Annotated in this window: 18 protein-coding genes; 6 read left to right on the forward strand and 12 right to left on the reverse strand. The window is 74.4% G+C overall.

Going from position 1 to position 20,163, the window contains the following annotated elements; genetic code table 11:
• Nucleotides 1–722: 722 nt before the first annotated feature.
• Nucleotides 723–2,210: a PLP-dependent aminotransferase family protein gene (locus AB0C76_RS02695; protein ID WP_359958536.1), complete on the reverse strand. Its 1,488-nt coding sequence runs from the start codon at nucleotides 2,208–2,210 to the stop codon at nucleotides 723–725.
• 29 nt (nucleotides 2,211–2,239) lie between these two features.
• On the opposite strand from AB0C76_RS02695, the gene AB0C76_RS02700 reads away from it, so the two are divergent.
• Entirely contained in the window at nucleotides 2,240–3,070 is an 831-nt protein-coding gene (locus AB0C76_RS02700; protein WP_359958538.1) for an L-histidine N(alpha)-methyltransferase, read from the forward strand.
• Nucleotide 3,071: 1 nt separating this feature from the next.
• On the opposite strand, the gene AB0C76_RS02705 is transcribed toward AB0C76_RS02700, so the two are convergent.
• Both AB0C76_RS02705 and AB0C76_RS02710 read right to left on the reverse strand, forming a co-directional pair.
• On the reverse strand, nucleotides 3,072–4,001 hold the full coding sequence (locus tag AB0C76_RS02705; RefSeq protein WP_359958540.1) for an NAD-dependent epimerase/dehydratase family protein: 930 nt from the start codon (nucleotides 3,999–4,001) through the stop codon (nucleotides 3,072–3,074).
• A gap of 19 nt (nucleotides 4,002–4,020) precedes the next feature.
• Nucleotides 4,021–4,518: a MarR family transcriptional regulator gene (locus AB0C76_RS02710; protein ID WP_359958543.1), complete on the reverse strand. Its 498-nt coding sequence runs from the start codon at nucleotides 4,516–4,518 to the stop codon at nucleotides 4,021–4,023.
• 112 nt (nucleotides 4,519–4,630) lie between these two features.
• Between AB0C76_RS02710 and AB0C76_RS02715 the strand changes: the two genes are divergently transcribed.
• From AB0C76_RS02715 to AB0C76_RS02725, 3 genes are all read left to right on the forward strand, one after another.
• Entirely contained in the window at nucleotides 4,631–5,542 is a 912-nt protein-coding gene (locus AB0C76_RS02715; protein ID WP_359958546.1) for an EamA family transporter, read from the forward strand.
• Nucleotides 5,543–5,572: 30 nt separating this feature from the next.
• Complete coding sequence (locus AB0C76_RS02720) at nucleotides 5,573–6,211, forward strand: NAD(P)H-binding protein (protein WP_359958549.1); 639 nt, start codon at nucleotides 5,573–5,575, stop codon at nucleotides 6,209–6,211.
• Nucleotides 6,212–6,347: 136 nt separating this feature from the next.
• On the forward strand, nucleotides 6,348–7,916 hold the full coding sequence (locus tag AB0C76_RS02725) for an alpha/beta hydrolase (RefSeq protein WP_359958552.1): 1,569 nt from the start codon (nucleotides 6,348–6,350) through the stop codon (nucleotides 7,914–7,916).
• A gap of 35 nt (nucleotides 7,917–7,951) precedes the next feature.
• Here the strand turns inward: AB0C76_RS02725 and AB0C76_RS02730 are convergent, their stop codons facing one another.
• Both AB0C76_RS02730 and AB0C76_RS02735 read right to left on the reverse strand, forming a co-directional pair.
• Complete coding sequence (locus tag AB0C76_RS02730; RefSeq protein ID WP_359958555.1) at nucleotides 7,952–8,287, reverse strand: hypothetical protein; 336 nt, start codon at nucleotides 8,285–8,287, stop codon at nucleotides 7,952–7,954.
• A gap of 18 nt (nucleotides 8,288–8,305) precedes the next feature.
• The gene (locus AB0C76_RS02735; protein WP_359958558.1) at nucleotides 8,306–8,731 is read right to left on the reverse strand and encodes a hypothetical protein; all 426 of its coding nucleotides are present in this window, start codon (nucleotides 8,729–8,731) and stop codon (nucleotides 8,306–8,308) included.
• A gap of 478 nt (nucleotides 8,732–9,209) precedes the next feature.
• Here AB0C76_RS02735 and AB0C76_RS02740 point away from each other — a divergent pair, with 478 nt between their 5' ends.
• Entirely contained in the window at nucleotides 9,210–10,679 is a 1,470-nt protein-coding gene (locus AB0C76_RS02740; RefSeq protein WP_359958561.1) for a lytic murein transglycosylase, read from the forward strand.
• Between the two features lie 89 nt (nucleotides 10,680–10,768).
• On the opposite strand, the gene AB0C76_RS02745 is transcribed toward AB0C76_RS02740, so the two are convergent.
• The 7 genes from AB0C76_RS02745 to AB0C76_RS02775 all read right to left on the reverse strand — a co-directional run bounded on the left by AB0C76_RS02745 (nucleotide 10,769) and on the right by AB0C76_RS02775 (nucleotide 17,546).
• Nucleotides 10,769–11,968 carry a cytochrome P450 gene (locus AB0C76_RS02745; RefSeq protein ID WP_359958564.1) on the reverse strand — a complete coding sequence of 400 codons (1,200 nt, stop codon included), beginning with the start codon at nucleotides 11,966–11,968 and terminating at the stop codon, nucleotides 10,769–10,771.
• Nucleotides 11,965–13,296 carry an MAB_1171c family putative transporter gene (locus AB0C76_RS02750; protein WP_359958567.1) on the reverse strand — a complete coding sequence of 444 codons (1,332 nt, stop codon included), beginning with the start codon at nucleotides 13,294–13,296 and terminating at the stop codon, nucleotides 11,965–11,967. Before AB0C76_RS02750 ends, AB0C76_RS02745 begins: the two co-directional genes overlap by 4 nt.
• Before the next feature lie 11 nt (nucleotides 13,297–13,307).
• Entirely contained in the window at nucleotides 13,308–13,886 is a 579-nt protein-coding gene (locus AB0C76_RS02755; protein ID WP_359958570.1) for a hypothetical protein, read from the reverse strand.
• A 107-nt stretch (nucleotides 13,887–13,993) separates the two neighbouring features.
• Nucleotides 13,994–14,701, reverse strand: a complete 708-nt coding sequence (locus tag AB0C76_RS02760; protein ID WP_359958573.1) for a hypothetical protein — start codon at nucleotides 14,699–14,701, stop codon at nucleotides 13,994–13,996.
• Nucleotides 14,702–15,085: 384 nt separating this feature from the next.
• Complete coding sequence (locus AB0C76_RS02765; RefSeq protein ID WP_359958575.1) at nucleotides 15,086–16,123, reverse strand: DUF5954 family protein; 1,038 nt, start codon at nucleotides 16,121–16,123, stop codon at nucleotides 15,086–15,088.
• A 110-nt stretch (nucleotides 16,124–16,233) separates the two neighbouring features.
• Nucleotides 16,234–16,893, reverse strand: coding sequence for a histidine phosphatase family protein (locus tag AB0C76_RS02770; RefSeq protein ID WP_359958578.1), 660 nt, complete (start codon nucleotides 16,891–16,893; stop codon nucleotides 16,234–16,236).
• Entirely contained in the window at nucleotides 16,890–17,546 is a 657-nt protein-coding gene (locus AB0C76_RS02775; protein WP_359958581.1) for a class I SAM-dependent methyltransferase, read from the reverse strand. The genes AB0C76_RS02770 and AB0C76_RS02775 overlap by 4 nt, the downstream gene beginning before the upstream one ends.
• 328 nt (nucleotides 17,547–17,874) lie before the next feature.
• On the opposite strand from AB0C76_RS02775, the gene AB0C76_RS02780 reads away from it, so the two are divergent.
• Nucleotides 17,875–20,157 (forward strand): glycosyl hydrolase family 18 protein, encoded by a 2,283-nt coding sequence (locus AB0C76_RS02780; RefSeq protein WP_359958584.1) that lies wholly within the window; start codon nucleotides 17,875–17,877, stop codon nucleotides 20,155–20,157.
• The last annotated feature ends 6 nt before the right edge of the window (nucleotides 20,158–20,163 follow it).

Raw genomic sequence — 20,163 nt, forward strand, 5'->3', positions numbered from 1 at the left:
CTAAACGATCACCCTGGCATCAGGCCGGTGGATCCGGCCTCAGCTTTGAACCTCCTGGGTGTCATGAGGAGATTCCTGGGAGTCTGTGGGAAGACGAATCATTCCAAGTTTGATCCTTGCACCAGCCCCCTCTGCGACGAGATGTTCGTCGTATGAATCAACCCAGACGCCGATGCACTCGTCAGGACCGACCTTATTGCCCAGAGTATGCACATCTGTGGAGTTCTCCCACTGGTAGACGACGTAGTCAGCCCGGTGCCGGAAAAACGCTGTAACGTTGGAAGCGACCAGTGCGGCAGCCTTCCAGCTGCGGCTATCCCCTGATGGCGTAGACGGTCTCACTGGACCACTTCCTCGCCCCGTACAGGGGCGTCTGCGCTGGATGCGCAGGACCTGGCGGGCGCGCGGGAAGAGCAGACATTCACCGCGCGATCATGCCAGACCACAACCAGCCGGCCTGATCTCCTACCCGGCGTTGTGCCTCGGGGCATGAGCCGCCGAATACGCGACACCGGAACCCGCGCGCCCACCGGTCTCAACCCCCGTGGTGCACAGCGGCGCCGCGGGCCTGGCGACCGCGGCGGCCGCGGCCGGGTTCGCCGACCAGGCCCGCCTGACCCGCACCGTCACCGCGCTCATCGGCCGCACCCCCGGCGCCGCCCTCGCCGAGACCCTGAAGCGCTCCACCGAGCGCCGGGCACGAGCGGCCCCGGCGCCCCCGGCTACCCCGACCGACGCACCAGCCGCCCCAGCACCGCCACCCCCTCCGCGGTCTCCCCCGGCGCACCGGCCGCGTACCCGAGGACCAGCCCCTGCGCGTACGGCAGCCGCGCGTGCCACGACAGCGGCTGCACCTTGACCCCGTGCGCGAGCGCCGCGGTCGCCAGCTCGGTGTCGGTGCAGCCGAGGCCCGCGGGGAGCGTGAGCATCAGGTGCAGCCCGGCCGCGGCGCCGTGCACGGTGGCGCCGGGGAGGTGCTGGCGGACGGCGGCGATCATCGCGTCCCGCCGGCTGCGGTGGCGGCGGCGCAGCAGTCGCAGGTGGCGTTCGAGCGCGCCGGACTCCATCATCCGGGCGAGGACGAGCTGCGGCAGGACGGGGTTGCCGAGGTCGGCGTAGCGCTTGGCGGCGAGCACGTCCTCGCGGAAGCGGGGCGGCACGAGGAGCCAGCCGGTGCGCAGGGCGGGCGCGAGCAGCTTGGAGACGCTGCCCGCGTACAGGACGCGGTCCGGGAGGGCGGCACGCAGGGCGGGCACCGGCGGGCGGTCGTGGCGGTGCTCGGCGTCGTAGTCGTCCTCGATGACGAGCCCGCCCTCGCCCGCCCAGCGCAGGAGTTCGCGCCGCCGCTCACCGGTGAGGACCACTCCGGTCGGGTACTGGTGAGCAGGGGTGAGCAGGACAGCGGGGGCGCCGGTGGCGCGCAGCGCGTCGACCCGGACGCCGTCGGCGTCGACCGGGACCGGAGGGGTCGCGGCGAGCCAGTGCGCGAGGTGCTGGCGGGCTCCGAGCGAGCCCGGGTCCTCGGCGGCGACCTCGGTGATGCCCGCCCGGCCGAGCGCCTGGCCGGTCAGGGCGAGGGCCTGGGCGGTTCCAGCGGTGATCAGGACCTCGTCGGGGTCGGCGCGGACGCCGCGGTTGCGGGCGAGCCAGTGCGCGACGGCCCGGCGCAGCTCCGGCGTGCCGCGCGGGTCGCCGTAGCCGAGATCGTGCGCGGACAAGCCGTCGAGGACGGCGCGTTCGGCGCGCAGCCAGGCGGCTCGGGGGAAGGCGGCGAGGTCCGGGCGGCCGGGCGAGAGGTCGATCCGGGCGGGGGCGGCACGCAGGGCGTCGAACACCTCGGGCCCGGGATCGGGGCAAAACAGCGGGGGCTCCGGACGGGCGACGGACGGTGCCGGGGCGGGCGGCGCGGGGGCCGCGACGACGACGGTGCCGCCCCTCCCCCGCCCGGCGACCTGCCCCTCCTCGGCGAGGCGCCGGTACGCGTCGGCCACCACCCCTCGGGAGACGCCGAGTTCGGCCGCGAGCACGCGGGTCGCGGGCAGCCGGTCGCCGACCGGGAGGCGACCGTCGGCGACCGCCTCGCGCAGGCGGTGGGCGAGCCAGTCGGTGAGTCCGCCGGGCGGGGCCTCGGCGGTGTCGAGCTGGAGGAAGTCGGCGCCGGGGTCGGCGGCTTTGGACCGGTCGGGAGCGTCGCCTATGGACCTGTTCACCGGGCCATTGTGGGCCGAAGGTTGAGGCCATGACCACCGAAACCGCCACCCACGACGGCCCGTACGTCCACGGCTACTCCGACACCGAGGCCCGCCGCCTCGACGACCAGGCGAACACCCTCGCCGACCTGCTCCACGCGGGCACCGCGTACCCGCCCGGGAGCCGGGTCCTGGAAGCCGGCTGCGGGGTGGGCGCGCAGACCGTGCACCTGCTGGCCGCCAGTCCCGGCGCGCGGCTGACGGCGGCCGACATCTCGGGTGAGTCCCTGGCCCGCGCGCAGGCCCGGGTGGCGGCGCACGCGCCCGCCGCCGAGGTCGCCTGGCACCACGGGGACCTGCACGAACTGCCCTTCCCGGACGGCACGTTCGACCACGTCTTCCTGTGCTTCGTCCTGGAGCACCTGGCCGACCCGGCGGCCGGCCTGGCCGCCCTGCGCCGCGTGCTGCGCCCGGGCGGCACGATCACGGTGATCGAGGGCGACCACGGGTCGGCCTTCTTCCACCCGGACAGCCCGGCCGCCCGCGCCACCGTCGGCCACCTCGTCCGCCTCCAGTCCGACGCGGGCGGCGACGCCCTGGTCGGCCGCCGCCTGCACCCGCTCCTGAGCGCCGCCGGCTTCTCCGACGTCACCGTCCGCCCCCGCACGGTGTACGCCGACGCGTCCCGCCCGTCCCTCGTCGAGGGCTTCACCCGCCGCACCTTCGTCGCCATGGTCGAGTCCGTCCGCGACGACGCCCTGTCCGCCGGCCTCACCGCCCCCGCCGCGTTCGACGAGGGCATCGCCGACCTCCGCCGCACGGCGGACCCGGGCGGGACGTTCCACTACACGTTCTTCAAGGCGGTGGCGGTGAAGCCGTGACTCAGCGCCTCCCGCGCCACCACTCGACCGTGGCGCGGAACTGCTCCTCCAGCGGGGTGGCGCGCAGGGTGAACGTGGACTCGTAGGCCGAGGAGTCCATCACGAACGGGCGGTCGAACTGGTAGAGCGTCTCCCGCAGTTCGCGCAGCAGCGGGGAGACGAGGGAGCCGAGGGCGAGGACGGCCGGGGGTGTGCGGCGGACGGCGACCGGGCCGGTGCCCGCGGCTGCCGCGAGGCCGGCCACCATCGTGCGGGCCGACGCCGGCGGGAGCGTCGGGACGTGCCACGCCCGGCCCCACGCGCGTGCGTCGCCGGCGGCCTCGGCCAGGGCGGCGGCCACGTCGGGCAGGTAGGTCCAGCTGTGGGGCGCGTCCGGGTCGCCGAGGACCGCGACGGGGCGGCCGGCCAGGACGCGGGGCACGACGCGGGCGGCGAGGTGGCCGCGGTCCGTCACGCCGGGGCCGAAGAAGTCGGCGGCGCGGACCTCGACGGCCCGGATCCGGCCCGCCTCGTGCAGCGCCCGTGCCCGCTCCCAGACCTGCGCCCGCACCCGGCCCTTGCGGCCGGTCGCGGCGAGCGGCAGGTCTTCGGTGAGGGGGCCGTCGACCGGGCCGTAGCCGTACAGGTTGCCGAGCAGGACGAGCACCGCGCCGCTCGCCTCGGCCGCGGCGCACAGCGCGTCGGCCAGCGGCGGCAGTTCGGCGGCCCAGCGGTGCAGGGGTGGCGCGGCGCAGCCGTGGACGGCGACGGCGCCGAGCGCGGCCTCGGTCAGCCGGGCGGGGTCGGAGGCGTCCAGCGCGAGGTGCTCGATGCCGGGTTCGGCGGGCCGTCCCGACCGGGTGACGACGCGCACCTCGTGTCCGCGCCCGGCCAGCAGCCGCGCCGTGGCCGCCCCTGCGGGCCCGTATCCCACCACCAGATGAAGACTCACGCCGATACCTTAGGGCTCGTCACTCCGCGCTGTCGCCGAGGAAGGCGAGGAGCGTGCGCATCGCGTCGACGAAGGCGGCGGTCTGCACGTCGTCGAGGCCGGCGAGCATGCGGTACTCGGTGGCGAGGTGGGCCGGCAGGGCGCGGTCGATGAGGTCGTGGCCCTCCGGGGTGAGGGCGACCTCACGGCTGCGGCCGTCCTGCTCGCTGCGGGTGCGGGTGACCAGGCCGCGAGCCTCCAGACGGTCGAGGCGCTGGGTGATGGCGCCGGAGGTGACCATGGCGGACTGCATGAGGCCGGTGGGGGTGAGCCGGTAGGGCGGCCCGCTGCGGCGCAGGGTGGCGAGGACGTCGAAGGAGGCCGCGTCCAGGCCGTGTTCGCCGAAGGTGCGGTTGAGTTCCGTGTCCACCAGCCGGAAGAGGCGCTTGAGCCGGCCGAACACCTCCATCGAGGAGACGTCCAGGTCGGGGCGCTCGGCGCCCCACTGCGCGACGACGCGGTCCACATGATCTGCCACGGGTCCAGGGTAGGGGATCGCCCCCCGGGTTCCTTAGTGGTGAGGTAACTGTGAGCCACCTCACGCCACCGGAGCGCCAGGAAATGCCTTAGCACTGAGATACATTGGCTTAGTGCTAAGACATCGACTCGGCATCGTGCTGCTGACCGCACTGGCCCCGGCCGTCTGGGGCTCGACCTACCTCGTCACCACCGAACTCCTGCCGCCCGACCGGCCGCTGCTCGCCGCCGTCCTGCGCTGCCTGCCCGCCGGGCTCCTGCTCGTCGCCCTCACCCGCAGACTCCCCCGGGGCGACTGGTGGTGGCGGGCGCTCGTCCTCGGCGCGCTCAACATCGCCCTGTTCCAGGCGCTGCTGTTCGTCGCCGCCTACCGCCTGCCCGGCGGCATCGCCGCGACCGTCGGCGCCGTCCAGCCGCTCGTCACCGCCGTGCTGTCCTCGGCGCTGCTGGGCGAGCGGATCACGCTGCGCACCGTGCTGTCCGGCATCGCCGGGGTCGCGGGCGTCAGCCTGCTCGTGCTGCGGGCCGGCGCCCGGCTCGACGCGGTCGGCCTGGCCGCCGCGGTCGGCAGCGCGGTGGTCATGGCCGCCGGCCTCGTCCTCGCCAAGCGCTGGGTCTCCCCCGCGCCGGTGCTCGCGACGACCGGCTGGCAGCTCACCGCCGGCGGGCTGCTGCTCGTCCCGGCCGCCCTGGTCGTCGAGGGCGCCCCGCCGTCCCACCTGACGGGCACCAACGTGCTCGGCTACCTCTACCTCGGCCTCATCGGCGCGGCCCTGACGTACGTGCTGTGGTTCCGCGGGCTGCGGGCGCTGCCGCCGAACTCGGTGTCCTTCCTCGCGCTGCTCAGCCCGGTGGTCGCCACCGCGCTCGGCTGGCTCGTCCTCGGACAGGACCTCACGCCGTTGCAGGTCCTGGGCGCGCTCGTCGTCCTGGGCTCGCTGGTCGCCGCCCAGCTGCAGCGCCCGCGCACCACCGCCGCGGAGGCCGGTCCGGCGCCGAAGCCGTCCGTCCACGAGAACGCCTGACTCCACCAACCCTTCGAAGGAGAAACCCCCATGCGCATCACCGTGTTCGGCTCGACCGGCAACGTCGGCGGCCGGGTCGTCGCCGAGGCGCTCGCCCGCGGCCACGAGGTCACCGCCGTCGTCCGCGACCCGGGCAAGCCGCACGGGCTCCCCGCCACCGCGGCGACAGCCGTCGGCGACGCCCGCGACGCCGAGGACGTGGCGCGGCTCGCGGCCGGCCAGGACGTCGTGATCACCACCACCCGCCCCGCGCCGGGCAGCGAGGGCGAACTCGCCGTCGCCACCAAGGGCCTGCTGGCCGGCCTCGCCGGGACGGGCGTGCGCCTGCTCGCCGTCGGCGGCGCGGGCAGCCTCACCGTCCCCGGGACCGGCGGCACCCTCCTCGTCGACACCCCGGGCTTCCCCGCCGCGATCCGCCCGATCGCCCTCGCCTGCGGCGAGCAGCTCGCGCTCTACCGCGCCGACGAGCAGGTCGACTGGACCTACCTGAGCCCGGCCGCGCTGCTCGAACCCGGCACCCGCACCGGCCGGTTCCGCCTCGGGCGCGACGAACTGCTCGTGGACGCCGACGGCAACTCCGCGATCTCGATGGAGGACCTCGCCGTCGCCCTCCTCGACGAGGTCGAGACCCCCGCCCACCGCCGCACCCGCTTCACCGCGGCGTACTGATCCGACGCCCGGTCCCTGGTCCGCCTCACGCGACGGACCGGGGGCCGGCCCCCGCACGGGGGTGTAGCTGGCACCACCCCCGAAACGGATGCCTGCCTGATCGCCCGTCAGCCGCCGGTCCGACAGGATCTTCCACGTGAAGACAGCCACCACCGCCGCCCCGAAGCCCACCACCTCCCGCACCCGCCGCGCCGCCATCGCCGTGGCCGCCGCCGTGGTGGCCGGGCTCGCACTGCCCGCCACCGCCAGTGCCGCCCCGAACGACGCCCGGGACCCGGGCGACGCCGTGAGCGTCCCGACCCGCTACGCCCAGCAGCAGCTCGACTGGAAGCCGTGCGACGGACAGCCCGCCCTGGAGTGCGCCACCATGGCCGTCCCGCGCGACTGGCACCACCCGGACGCCGGGGCCGACCTCTCCATCGCCGTCTCCCGCCACCGCGCCGGCGACCCGGCCCACCGCCAGGGCACCCTCCTGATGGCCGCCGGCGGCCCCGGCGCCTCGGGCCTGCTGCGCCCGGCCGGCCTCGCCACCAAGGCCCCGAAGGTCGCTGCCGCCTACGACATCGTGAGCTTCGACCAGCGCGGGGTCGGGCGCAGCACCCGGGCGCAGTGCCAGAGCCCGGAGCAGTTCCAGGAGTTCATGGCGGGCGACTACCGCGACCAGTCCCCCGAGGCGATCGACCGGGTCGTCTCCAACGCCCAGACCCTCGTGGCCGCTTGCGAGGAGCACAGCGGGGACCTGCTCCCCTACCTGACCACCGAGCAGACCGTCCACGACCTCGACCTGTTCCGCTCGCTGCTCGGCGAGCGGAAGATCGGCTACTACGGGCCTTCCTACGCCTCGATGATCGGCGCCTACTACGGGACGCTGTTCCCGCACCGGGTCGAGCGGATGGTGCTGGACAGCAACATCGGCTTCGAGGGCACCTGGGAGACGTTCGAGCTCGGCCAGCCGATGAGCTTCCAGCGGCGGTTCGACGAGGACTTCGTGCCGTGGCTCGCGGCCCGCGACAGCACCTACCACTTCGGCTCGACGCCGCAGGAGGTCAAGGACCGCTGGGAGAAGCGGCGCGCGGCGCTGCACGACAGCCCGATCGTCGCGGGGTCGGTGACGATCGGCCCGAACCAGCTCGACAACGGCGCGATCGGCGCGATCTACGAGGAGGAGAACTTCCCCTACCTCGCGCAGGGGCTGGCGGCCGTCGACGACTGGGACGGCGCGGACGCCGCGGCCAGGGACACGGCCGGGCAGGTGTTCGGCCACTACCTCAGCCCGGACTTCCTCGCCGAGTACTTCTCCGTGACGTGCGCCGACACCCCGTGGACCAGGGACCTGGACACCTGGGTCGAGCGCGGCGCCGAGAACACCGCCCGCTACCCGCTGGCCGGCGCCCGGACGCTGGCCTTCAGCGCGGTCTGCGCGTCCTGGCCCAAGACCCACGCCCCGCACGTGAAGGTGACGGGCGCGAACCTGCCGCCGACCGTCATGCTCAACTCGGTGCACGACCCGGCGACGTACTACGAGGCCGCTCTCGGCGCCCACCGCGCGCTGCGCGGCTCACGGCTGGTCACCGTCACCGGCAACGGCGACCACGGCCAGTACCCCACCGCCAACACCTGCGTGACCGGTGTCGTCGAGCGCTACCTGCTGGACGGCCTGGCGCCCGAGCACGACCTGACCTGTCCCTCCCCGCAGGCGGGTTGATCCCGCACCACCCCCGGCGCGGCGCCGACCGGACGTCACGTCCGGGCGGCGCCCCTGCGCGTGCGCAGCCAGGCCACCGCGGCGCCCAGTCCCGCCACCCCGCCGACGGCGAGCTTGATCCCGAGCTTGGCGACGAGCACGCCGAGCACCGGGACGTTCCAGCCCAGCCAGTGGAAGGACGCCAGCAGCACGGCCGCACCGGCGACGATGCCGAGGACGGTGGCGCAGACGGCGGCCGCGGTGGAGAGTTCACGCGGCTCGGCAGCGGACTCGGCAACGGACTCGGCGACGGACTCGGCGACGGACTCGGTGGGCGAGGGAGCAGAGGCGGCGGAAGAGTTCGTCAGATCGTTCGCGTCCACAAGACTCATGGCCGCCATCGTACGGGTTCACCGCCGTGCGTGGTGGGTGTCTCCGCAGTGCTCCCCCGTCTCCTCGTCGGGGAAGCTGACGGCCAGCGTGACGCGGTACTCGTAGACGTCGTCGCGGTGCCCCGGCACGCGGGCCCAGGCCAGCGAGTGCACCTCCGCCCCGGGCGCCTGGCGGCACCACGCGGCGGCCTCCTCCAGCGCCCGCGCCGCCGAACGGCCGGTGCACACCACGGCGGTGTACGCGGCCACGGCGACGTCGCCCCCGCTGCCGCCGGCCCGCGACACCGCCCGGACGGCCGCCGCCGCCTGGCTCAGGTCCCGGGCCAGGTCACCCACGACTCTCGGGGGAGCCGGCAGGACCGACCCCTCGGCGACGGCCTCCGGCAGGTTCGCGCTCACGATCGGGGCCTCCGTCCACATCTGCGCCTCTGTCCGCACGGTCACGGGGCACAGCATGCCGGTCCGGCACTCCTGGCATGCCCACTTTCATCACAACGTCACCCGTCCAGGGCCCAGTTGGGGCCGGGGCCTGGCGCCGGGGCGCCCGTCCTGGTAGGGAACGGCCCCCGGCCCGTCGCGATCCCGGCTGGTCAGAGGGGTGGCCGGCGGGCGGCGCCGGGGCGCCCGGAAGGCCGCGCACGCACCACCCCGTGCCCCGGACCGCCGGTCCGCCCCACGGGTGCGCCGGCTCCGCGCCCGGTGCGCGCACGACCGGGCCGCTCCCAACTACCGTGCCCCGCCGGGGACGTGCGGTGTCAAGGCGGCGGAGCGCCCCGGGACGCCCGCCGGACACTCGGGTGCGGTCGGATCGTCGTGATACTAATCATCCCGGCGGGGGGATCGTCATGGACCTGAAGGCACGATGGCGACCACCCGTCCGTTGAGCGGGACGATCGGACAGGCACACGGGGAGGGGCACGGCATGGCGGCGAGGTTCGTCAGCGCGGACAACGGGCGAAAGGTGCGGCTGAGCAAGCGGGTCACCGGGACGGCGGCGGCGTTCACCGCGCTCGCGGCCCTGACCGGCTCCCAGATGACCAGCCTCGGTCTGGCCCCGGTCGCCGCCGCCGACTCCGTGACCGCGCAGTCCGGCGACGGCGCCGCGTCCGCCGCCCCCGGCACCCAGGGCGGCCCGACGATCCCCGGCCTCGGCACCGGTTCGCCCGCCGACGGCGGCGGCACCGTCCCGCTGCCCCAGCCGCCCGGCGCGATCCCCGGCCTGCCCGGAGCCGGCCCGTTCGCCGCCACCGGCGCCTCGCTGCCCGCGACCGTCTTCGCCGCGTACAAGCAGGCCGAGGCCTCGCTCGCCACCCGCTCCCCCGGCTGCCACCTGCCCTGGCAGCTGCTCGCCGGCATCGGCCAGGTCGAGTCCGGCCAGGCCGACGGCGGCCAGGTGGACCCCAGCGGCACGACGCTGCGCCCGATCCTCGGTCCGGTGCTCGACGGCACCGGCGGCAACGCCGCGATCGCCGACACCGACGGCGGCCGCTTCGACGGCGACACCCGCTGGGACCGCGCGGTCGGGCCGATGCAGTTCATCCCGTCCACCTGGGCGACCTGGGGCGTCGACACCCAGGGCAAGGGCAAGGCCGACCCGAACAACATCTTCGACGCCGCCGAGGCCGCCGGCCGCTACCTGTGCGCCAACGGCCGCGACCTCGCCGACCCGGCGCAGCTCGACCGGGCGATCCTGAGCTACAACTACTCGGGCGAGTACCTGCGGACCGTCAAGAACTGGATGGCCCACTTCGGCAGCGGCACCGTCACTCCCTCCCCGGACCGGCCGGCCCCGCTGCTGCCGCTCCTCCCACCGCTGCCGCCCCTCCCGGTGTTCCCGCTGCCGGGCACGGGCACCACCACGGGCACGACCGCGGGGACCGGGACGACGCCCGGCACGACGCCGGTCCAGCCGCAGCCCTCGCCGAGCGCGCAGCCCCCCACGCCCGTCCCGCCGACCCCGAACCCGACCGGCCAGCCGAACCCGACCGGGCAGCCCAACCCGACCGGCCAGCCGACGCCCACGGCGGACCCGCAGCCGACGCCCAGCGGCTCTCCCTCGCCGACCGCCACCCCGAGCGGCAGCCCGTCCCCGACGGCCACGCCCACCGGAACGCCCACGGCGACCCCGACCGGCACGCCCACGGCCACCCCGACGGGCACCCCCACCGCCTGCCCGTCCCCGACGGCCACCGCGACGCCCACGGCCACCCCGACACCCACCGGCACCCCGTCCCCGACGGCCACGCCGAGCGGCACGCCCACCCCGGGCGCGACCCCGACGGCCGCCGGCTGCGCCACCGCGACGCCCACCGCCACCACCACCCCGAGCGCCGCGCCGACGACGACCCCGAGCGCGGGCGTCTCCCCCTCGGCGGCCCCGTCCGGTCACTGACACAAGAACAGCCGTGACAGCGCTTCGCCCCGCCGGGTTCCCACTCGGCGGGGCGAAGCGCTGTCCTGCTCGGGGAGGAGGAGAAAGGGTCACCAGCTGACGGGCAGTTCGAGCGGCCCCCGGTTGCGGAAGGACTCGCACCACGTGACGGCCGCTTCCGGGTCCGCCGCGCGCAGGGACGGGAAGCGGCGGACGAGCGCCTCGACGGCGATCCCGGCCTCCAGGCGGGCGAGCGCCGAGCCGAGGCAGTAGTGGATGCCGTGGCCGAAGCCGAGGTGCCCGCCCTCGGGCCGGCCGGCGTCGTGGCGGGCGGGGTCGAAACGGCCGGGGTCGTCGAACTGCTGCGGATCCCGGTTGGCCGAGACGAGGGACATCCAGATCCGCTCCCCGGCGGCGATCCGGACACCGCCGATGTCCAGGTCCTCCCGGGCGAAGCGCCGGGAGGCCAGCATGGACGGGCTGTTCCACCTCATGACCTCGTCGACCACCCGGCCGACGGCGAGGCCGCCCGACCGCAGGGCACCCAGCGCCTCCTCGTGGGTCAGGAGCGCCAGGACGGCGTTGCCGACGAGGTTCGCGCTGTTGTCGTACCCGGCGAAGAGGAGGAGGAAGGCGAGGGCCACGAGCTCGGGCTCGGTGAGCCGGTCACCGTCCTCGTGGGCCGAGAGCATCTGCGTGAGCAGGTCGTCGCCGGGCCGGGCCCGCTTTCCCGCGATCAGGCCGACCAGGTAGCCGTGCATGTCCTTCAGGGCCCGACGGGAGGCGAGCGCAGCGTCCGGGGCGGGCGACCGCAGGGCGTCCGTCCACGTCCGGAAGTCCCGGCGGTCCTCCTCCGCGATGCCGAGCACGTCGCAGATCACCGTGAGCGCCAGGGGAGTCGCGAAGTCCCGCATGACGTCGGCCGAACCACCGTGGAAGCGGTCGAGGAGCTGCGCCGTGCGGCGCTCGATTTCCGGTCGCAGGCGGGCGACGCTGCGGGCGGTGAAGGCGGGCGCGACCAGGCGGCGGACCCGGGTGTGGTCGGGCGGGTCCATGTTGAGCAGGTGCGCGTCGAGCGCCGACGGCATCGAGGCGCCGTGCGTGCCGCTGCTGGTGGCCGTCGACTTGCTCAGCGACAGCCGCGGGTCGGCCAGTCCCGCGCGCACGTCCTCGTAGCGGGTGACGAGCCATACCGGCGCACCGTCCGGTGTCGTCGTGCGGACGACCGGGCAGGCCGTGCGCAGGTGCGCGTAGCCCGCGTGCGGGTCGGTCAGCAGCGTCCCGTCGAACAGCGTCGCGGCGTGCGTCATGAGGCGGCGACCCCGGCGTCGAAGGCCCCTGCCGCGCCGCAGCGTTCGGTGACGGCGGCGACCACCGGAGAGGTCTTGTAGGCGACCGCGACCTTGACCAGGAAGGCGACCTCCTCGGCCGGGTCGACGGCCGCGGGCTCGTGGCGGCCGGGGGCCCGCGCCGGCACGGGCGCCCCGGCGGCGTGCGTCCGCAGGGCCACGCTCACCTGGGCGGCCTCCACGGCGGCCTCGACCTCGTCGGGTGCGAGGTCACGCTCCCGGGCGAGGGCCCGCGCCGCGTTCGCGGTCGTGTCCGTGAAGTAGGGGCGCAACCGGAGCTGGGCGTCGCGGATCTCCACCCGCTGGCGGGCCACGAGCAGGTCGAGGTCCTGGAGGCTGTCGGCCTGCTCGCCGCCGCGGGGCGAGAGCGTCATCCGGCCCTCACGGATCCCGATGGCCGGCGGGGCGAGCAGCGCCCTGGCGGACCAGGGCTGCTGACGGTCGTTCGACGGGAGGAGGACGAGCTCCGGGAAGGCGGTCGCGAGGTCGTACCACAGCGGGTAGAGGCGCTTGTACGCGCGGTAGGAGACCGCGATCTCGCGCAGGCGGTCCAGCCCCTCCCCCCACGCGGGCATGGTGAAGCCCACGGAGAACAGCAGGGCCGAGACACTGGCGGACAGCGGGGCGCCGATGCTGCTGACGGTGTGCAGGGGCGAGGTGGCGACCTGGTCCCAGAGCATGTTGAGGATCTTGGGCACGCCGTAGCCGAGGCCGAAGAACGCGCCGAGGGCGACGGTGCGCAGGCCCCGGCGCAGCCACGGGCGGTCGACCGCCGCGGCGTAACGGCGGCAGAGCACGATGAGCATCACCATGCTGGTGGTGAAGAGGAGTTGGTAGCTGAGCAGGAAGACCGAGATGTAGGGCACCTCGGCGAAGGTGACGTCGAAGTCCACCGGGTGTTCGACGCCGTCGACGTTGCCGAGGAAGAAGAAGACGGCCATGGCGGCGATGGTCGCCAACGAGTAGCCCACGCCGAGCCAGTGACGCACCCTCATCCCGCTCTGGGCCGAGGACCAGGACACCAGCAGGGCGATGAACCCGGAGACGCACACCGCCACGCAGACGTAGATGATCAGGGTCGCGATGTTCGGCACGCCGAGGAGGCGGTCGATCCCCATGTAGACGTGGGGCGAGGCCAGGACGAACGGCGCGGCGAACGTGGCGATCGACAGGCACAGGATCTGGAGTTCCCGGTTGCGCCAGTCGCGCACGAGGTCGCGGACCTTGTAGAAGAAGGCGGTCCAGGTGATGACCGCGAGTACGGCGTAGACGACGGTGAGCAGCAGCACGGGGCTCGACCTTAGCGTGAATTGCGCTCCAGGGCCGCGCCGATGTGCCGGACGAGGTTGGCCATCCCGGGGCTCACGGCCTCCTGCCTGGTGCGGGAGGGCGCGCGGCCGGCCCGCAACGGGAGCAGGGAGGCGACGTACTCGGCGGCCCGCTCCTCCTGCGAGGTGTAGACGGAGCGGGCGAGGACGGACTGCACGAAGCGCGGGTCGAGGGTGGGCATCAGGAGCCGGGCGGCCTCGTCCTGGTCGGCCTCGCTGAAGCCGTGGCCGAGCAGCATGTGGCCGAGCTCGTGCATGACGATGTGTTCCTGGTGGGCCCGGCTGGTGTCCGCGAGGTAGAGGACGTAGTCGACGTCGTCGGTGGCCACCCACAGGCCGCAGGGGCTGCCCTGACGGACCGGCAGGGGGATCGGGACGAGCGAGATCCCGCGTCCGCGCTGCCGCTCGACGCTGTCGACGAGCGAGTTGATGCTGAAGGGGCTCGGGAGGTCGATCCGGGCCACCACGTCGGCGCAGTGCTTTCGCAGGTCCTTGTCGTTCAACTCCGGCCCCCAGAGGCGTTCGTTCTGCTTCCATCGGACAAACGGCACGCCAGCCCCCGGACGCTGATCGGGCTCCCCCTTGCCGCTCGGTCGAGGACCGCGTGGAGGGGAGCCTAACGAATCGGCCCCGCCCGGTCCCGCCGGGCGGCGCCCGTTCACATGCGGCGGCGCGGATCGGCCTTGCTCAGGAGGTCCAGCATGGGCGAGAGGGCCTGGAAGGCGTCCTCGGGCAGCCCCGCGACCTGGCGCAGGGCGATGCCTCTGGCCCCCTGGGCCTTCAGCGCGCCCAGCAGCAGCAGGTCGTTGGGATCCGCGGCGGGGATGCGGTGGTCGACGAAGTAGCCGGCCGGGAGGCTGATCCTGGCGGCGAGTTCGTCCAGCGGCAGGCGCAGCCGCTCGTCCCACCGGCCGGCCCGCAGGCCGTCGAGGGCGTCGCTGCCGATCGGGCAGTTCCTGGCGGCGAGGACGGCGACGCGGGCGTCGTCGTCGAGGACCGCCGCGGTGTCGGGCTGGAGCACCTTGAGGATGCCGTCGAGGCGCTGGAGCACCATCTCCGGGTCGGGTGCGGGCGTGCCGCCGGCGGCGTCCCCCTCGGAGAGGAAGTACGAGATCGGCACGCGGTAGACGTTCGCCAGCGCGGTCAGGCTGTTGATGCCCGGGTTCGCGACGCGCTCGTTGCGCAGGTTGTGCACCGTCTGACGGCTGATCGTGGGGCTGCCGGGGTACCGCTCCGCGTACTCCTGGCTGGCCTGCTCCACCGCGTGGTAGTCCCGTGGGCCGGTGCCGTCGGGGTGTCCGGTGCTCATGAGGTGCGTGAGTCGCTCCGCGATGGTCCGGCGGTGAGCCGCGGTGTCCTCGGCCATCTTCCTGTGCACTCCTTCGCGGTGTCGGGTCCAGCGTCGTCAAGCATACGTGACGAGAAGTCAGCGGAACGGCGTTGCCATCAAGCATCCTTGACAGACCGGGGTCCGTGTATGCACGATCGGTCGCGACGCCGCATCGGACGGTGAGGACCTGCAAGGCGTGGACGGGCAGTACACGGGGGCCGTCCCGCCGCGACACGGGGGCAGGTCCCGGCTCCGTCCGGTCGGCGAACGAAGGTGCCGCATGCGCGCATTGCATGCGCCGCCGGCCACCCGCAGCCACCCCACGGGCTCCGGGTGGCCGGCACCGCACCTGACCACGGGCTCCGGCGGTGGAGGGGAGACGGGGGTTCCCCTCCACCCCGGCAGACTTGCGCGCCCGGTTCAGTCCCGCTCGTCCTCGGGCACCAGTCCCGCCGCGCGGTCCCGGGCCTCCTGGACCATGATCGGCAGGTCCGGGTCGGGATCCGACGGGCGCGGCTGCTCCGGGCCGTCCGGGCCGAGCCGCACCACCGGCTCGACGCGCACCAGTTGGAACCGGCGCCCGGCGGCCTCGACGGCATTGGCCCGGAGGGCGTCCAGGCGGTCGGCCGCGGCGGCGTAGGCGGCGAGTTCCTCCTCGCCGAGACCGGGGTCGGTCATCGGCGCGAACTCGCGCAGGTAGGCGGCCAGGGTGTCACGGGCGGCCTGCGGGGTCTCGCAGGCACCGGTCATCGGGCCCCAGCGCCCGTCCCGCTGTTCGGCGACGGCGCAGTGCGCGGGGAGCACGAACACGTTCGGGTGACGCGCGGAGGCCCGCCTGGCGTCCTCGCGGACCTCCTCGGTGATCGAACGGCCGCTGGGCACCAGGGTCATGAGGTCGAGTCGGACGATGCCGTCGACCAGCGAGACGGCCGCGGCCGGGTCGATCACGAAGCCGTCGACCCGGGACGGCGCCCGGTGCCCCCGGCCGACCGGCGCCGGGTCCGGGTCCGTGGGGCGCGGCGGTTCGACGCCCTCGGGGCCCCCGCGCAGCACCTGTTCGGCACGGAAGACCCGGTACCGCCGCCCGGCGACGGCCAGTTCGTCGAGCTTCTCCCACTCCAGCCGCTCGTAGGCGGCGGTGTAGGCGGCACGCTCGGCGTCGGTGATGTCCCAGGGGGCGGCCCACCGGCCCCCGGGCTCGCCGTGCGCCCAGCAGCGGAAGACGTGCCCGAGGTCGTCGCGGGCGCCCTGCGGCGTGCCCGCGTGGAAGCAGAGGATCCGCCAGGCCCCCTCGGGGGTGCGCTCGATCGAGCCGAAGACCGGCGGCATCATGAGCAGGTCCGGATAGCGTTCGCGCGACTCCCACGCCTCCAGGCCGGCCACGGCGGAGACCGGGTCGTCGGTGTGGGTGACCCGGATGGTGAGGTGCTCGGGAATGGGCACCACGTCGTCGTCCATGCGGCCAGTGGTAGTGCAGCGGACCGCCGTTCGGGGTGTCCTTGGGTGAACTGCACTCGTGCGGTGGCTCGTTGTGGGATCCTGGTGGCTGCTCCGGGCCGGACGGGCGCTCAGGAGTCGCCGTCCAGCAGGTGCTGGTGCACCTCCTGGAACGTCCACGGCCCGCCGGCCGTCCGGGAGAACACCCAGACGAGGTCGAAGCGGTCCGGCCACACCGCAGGCGCGCCGCTGCCCGTCGCGCCGAGGGCCTCCACGATCCGGGGGATGCGCCCGTGCTCCCAGCTGATGATCACCGGCTGGGCGCCCGCCAGCGCGGCCCCGGCGAGCTCGGTCTCCTGGGACTCGGCGTAGGTGATGTCGACCTTCAGCCCGAGCGCGGCGCCCAGCGGGGTGACGGTCTGCCGCATCCGGTGCGCGCCGGCGAGCGGGCCCTGGTCGGAGGCGGCGTAGATCCCGGCGGGCGTGCGGAGCCCGGTGGCCGGCGGGCCGAACAGCTTGGGCAGTGCCTTGGCGCGCGCCCAGCCCCGCTCGGTGAGCGACTTGCCGTCGTGCTTGCCGTTCTCGTCCAGGCCCGGCGTGCCGCCGTCCGGCTTCTCGCCGTGCCGGATGATCATCACGAAGGCGTCGCCGCCGGGATCGCTCGCGCGGGCGGCGGTCGCGTTCGCGGCCTTGGCCGACTTCTTGGAGCTCGACGAGCAGCCGGAGAGCAGCACGGGCACGACCGCGGTGAGCCCGGTGAGCAGGGCGCGGCGGGAGAGCGGAGAGGTCACGCGGCGCCCCGCTCCAGGCGCACCAGCACGTCGACGGCGGTGTCGCCGGCCCCGCCGCCGCCCTGGCCCGCCCGGCCCTCGTGTCCCGGGTCGCCGCCGACCGGGCGCAGGACGCTCTCCGCCCGAACGACGGTCAGGCCGTGGTCGGCGACGTCCGCGAGGACGTCCTCCGGGCCGTACAGGACGCGCGGGTCCTGCGGGCCGCCGACGCCCTCGGCGAGGTTGCGCAGGTCGTGCCCGATCACCAGCAGGGTGCCGCCGGGTGCGAGCGCGTCGGCCGCGCGGCGCAGGGCGGCGCGGCGGTCGCGGGCGGGCACCTGGAGGTAGGCGACCAGGACGAGGTCGTAGCCGGCGGCCGGCGGGTCGAAGGTGCGGGCGTCGTCGTGGCGCCAGGTGAGCCGGTCGGCGACGTCGTCGGGCAGTTCGGCGGTGAGCCGTTCGGCGCGCTCGACGGCGACGGCGGAGAAGTCCAGCCCGGTGACGTCCCAGCCCTGGCCGGCCAACCAGATCGCGTTGCGGCCCTCGCCGGTGGCGATGTCCAGGGCGTGGCCGGGCGCGTGGCCGGTCAGTTCACGGACGACCCACAGGTTGGGACCGGCGCCCCACACCAGCTCCTCCGCGGCGTAGCGGTCGTCCCAGTCCTGGCTGTCCATGGCGAGTCCTCCGTTCGGCGGGCCTGCGAGGTACCGGTCAACTTACCGGTCCGCGCAAGCCTCACCCGGGAAGGGTCCGGCCGGTGGACACCGCCGGCCGGGGGAAGGGCCCGGCACCGGCCGGGACCGACGAGGGCACGGCCGGGACCGGCGAGGGCGCGGCCGGGACCGGCGAACCCTTGACGCGGATTATTGGTCCAGTCCAATCTGTGGTACCGAGTTCACGCGCCACCCGCCCGCGCGCCCCCACAGCGCCCGGCACGGCTCCCCACGGCCCACCCGGGCCACCGCACCGCCGGAACCCCCACACATCCGGAGGACACACCGCATGCACGACCGCGTCATGCCCGCGCGCCCCGGCGCGCACCGGGCCGCACCGCGCAGACGGGCCACCGCCCTGGCCCTCGCGGCCACCCTCACCACCGGCACCGCCGCCCTCGCGCTCACCCTCGGCCCCGCGTCCGCCGCGACCGTCAACCTGCTGACCAACGGCGACTTCGAGACCGGCACCCTGGCCGGCTGGACCTGCTCGAACGGCTCGGTCGTCACCACCCCGGCGCACGGCGGGACCCACGCGCTCAGCGGGGCCGCCTCGGCCTCGGACACCGCGCAGTGCCAGCAGACCGTCGCCGTACAACCGAACACCGCCTACACGCTCTCCGGCTGGGTGCAGGGCAGCTACGTCTACCTCGGTGCCACCGGGGCCGGCGTCAACTCCTCGACCTGGACGCCGGGGGCGACCGGATGGAGCCGACTGAGCACGACGTTCACCACCGGGGCGACGACCAGCTCGGTCACCGTCTTCACCCACGGCTGGTACGGCACCGGCACCTACTACGCCGACGACCTCGCGCTGACCGGCCCGTCCGGGCCGACCTCGTCGACGAGCCCCACCGCCACCGGCAGCCCCACCGCGACCACGAGCCCCACCCCCTCGACCAGCCCCACCGCCACCGGCAGCCCCACCCCGACCGCCACCGCGACGGCGAGCGGTCCCGCCGGGGACGGCAAGGTCACGACGCCCACCGGCGTCTCCGTCACCAAGGTCACCGCCGATGCCGTCGTGCTGACCTGGCAGCCCTCCACGCTGCCCTCCGGCGACGGCCCGGTCGCCTACAAGGTGTGGTCCGGCGGACAGCTGGTCGCCACCTCGATGGGCCCCTCGGTCGCGGTCAGCTCGCTGCTCCCCCGCACCGGCTACACCTTCAGCGTGCAGGCCTACTCCGGCGGCCACGCCTCCGCCCAGTCCGCGCCGGTGTCCACCACGACCGCCACCGCGCCCGCCCGACGGCCCGTCCGCTCGGCCTACTTCGACCAGTGGGGCATCTACGAGAACGCGTACTACCCGAAGAACGTCGACACCAGCGGCGCGGCCGGCAAGCTCGACGTCGTCCACTACGCGTTCGCCAACATCGACCCGGCGAAGTTCACCTGCTTCCAGGCGGTGAAGGCCTCCGACTCGGCCAACGAGAGCGACCCGAACGCCGGTGACGGCGCCGGTGACGCATACGCCGACTACCAGGACGGCTACACCGCCGCGAACAGCGTCGACGGCACCGACGACGGTTGGGACCAGCCCCTCAAGGGCAACTTCAACCAGCTGCGCCAGCTCAAGGCCAAGTACCCGAACCTGCGCTTCACCATCTCCATCGGCGGCTGGACGTACTCCAAGTACTTCTCCGACGCCGCCGCGACCGACGCCTCCCGCAAGGCGTTCGTCTCGTCGTGCGTCGACATGTTCCTCAAGGGCGACCTGCCGACCGGCGTCGCCGGCGACGCCTCCGGCGGCCCCGCCTCGGCGGCCGGCATCTTCGACGGGGTCGACCTCGACTGGGAGTACCCGGCCTCGGCCGGAGGCCACACCGGCAATCACTACTCCCCCAACGACAAGCAGAACTTCACCCTGCTGCTCAAGGAGTTCCGCACCCAGCTGGACGCCCTCGGCGCCGCCCAGGGCAAGCGCTTCCTGCTGACCGCCGCCCTGCCCAGCGGCCAGGACAAGATCGCCCAGCTGGAGACCGGCGAGATCGGCGCCTACCTGGACTACGCCGACGTCATGTCCTACGACATGCACGGCGCCTGGGACGCCAAGGGCCCGACCAACCACCAGGACCCGCTGCACGACAGCCCGGCCGACCCGACCACGCCGATCACCCCCGGCACCCGCAAGTACAACGTGGACACCATGCTCGCCGCTTACACCACGGGTCTTCCGGAGTACGGCATCCCCGGCGGCTTCCCGGCGAACAAGCTGGTCCTCGGCATCCCGTTCTACTGGCGCGGCTGGACGGGCGTGCCGGCCGGCTCGAACTACGGCCTCTACCAGAGCGCGACCGGCCCGACCGCGGCCAAGCCGCTCAGCCAGGAGGCCGGCCTGGCCGCCTGGAAGGAGCTCACCCCGACGGCCGCGAACACCCACTGGGACCCGGTCACCGAGAGCAGCTGGGTCTACGACGGCACCAACTTCTGGACCGGCGACACCCCGCAGGCCATCCAGGCCCGCGGCGCCTACGCCAGGGGCAAGGGCCTGGGCGGCATGTTCGCCTTCTCCCTGGAGAACGACGACGCCTCCGGCACGCTGCTGAACACCATGGACGACAGCCTGCGCTGACTGATC

It is taken from the genome of Kitasatospora sp. NPDC048722 (genome assembly GCF_040650235.1).
GTDB lineage: Bacteria > Actinomycetota > Actinomycetes > Streptomycetales > Streptomycetaceae > Kitasatospora.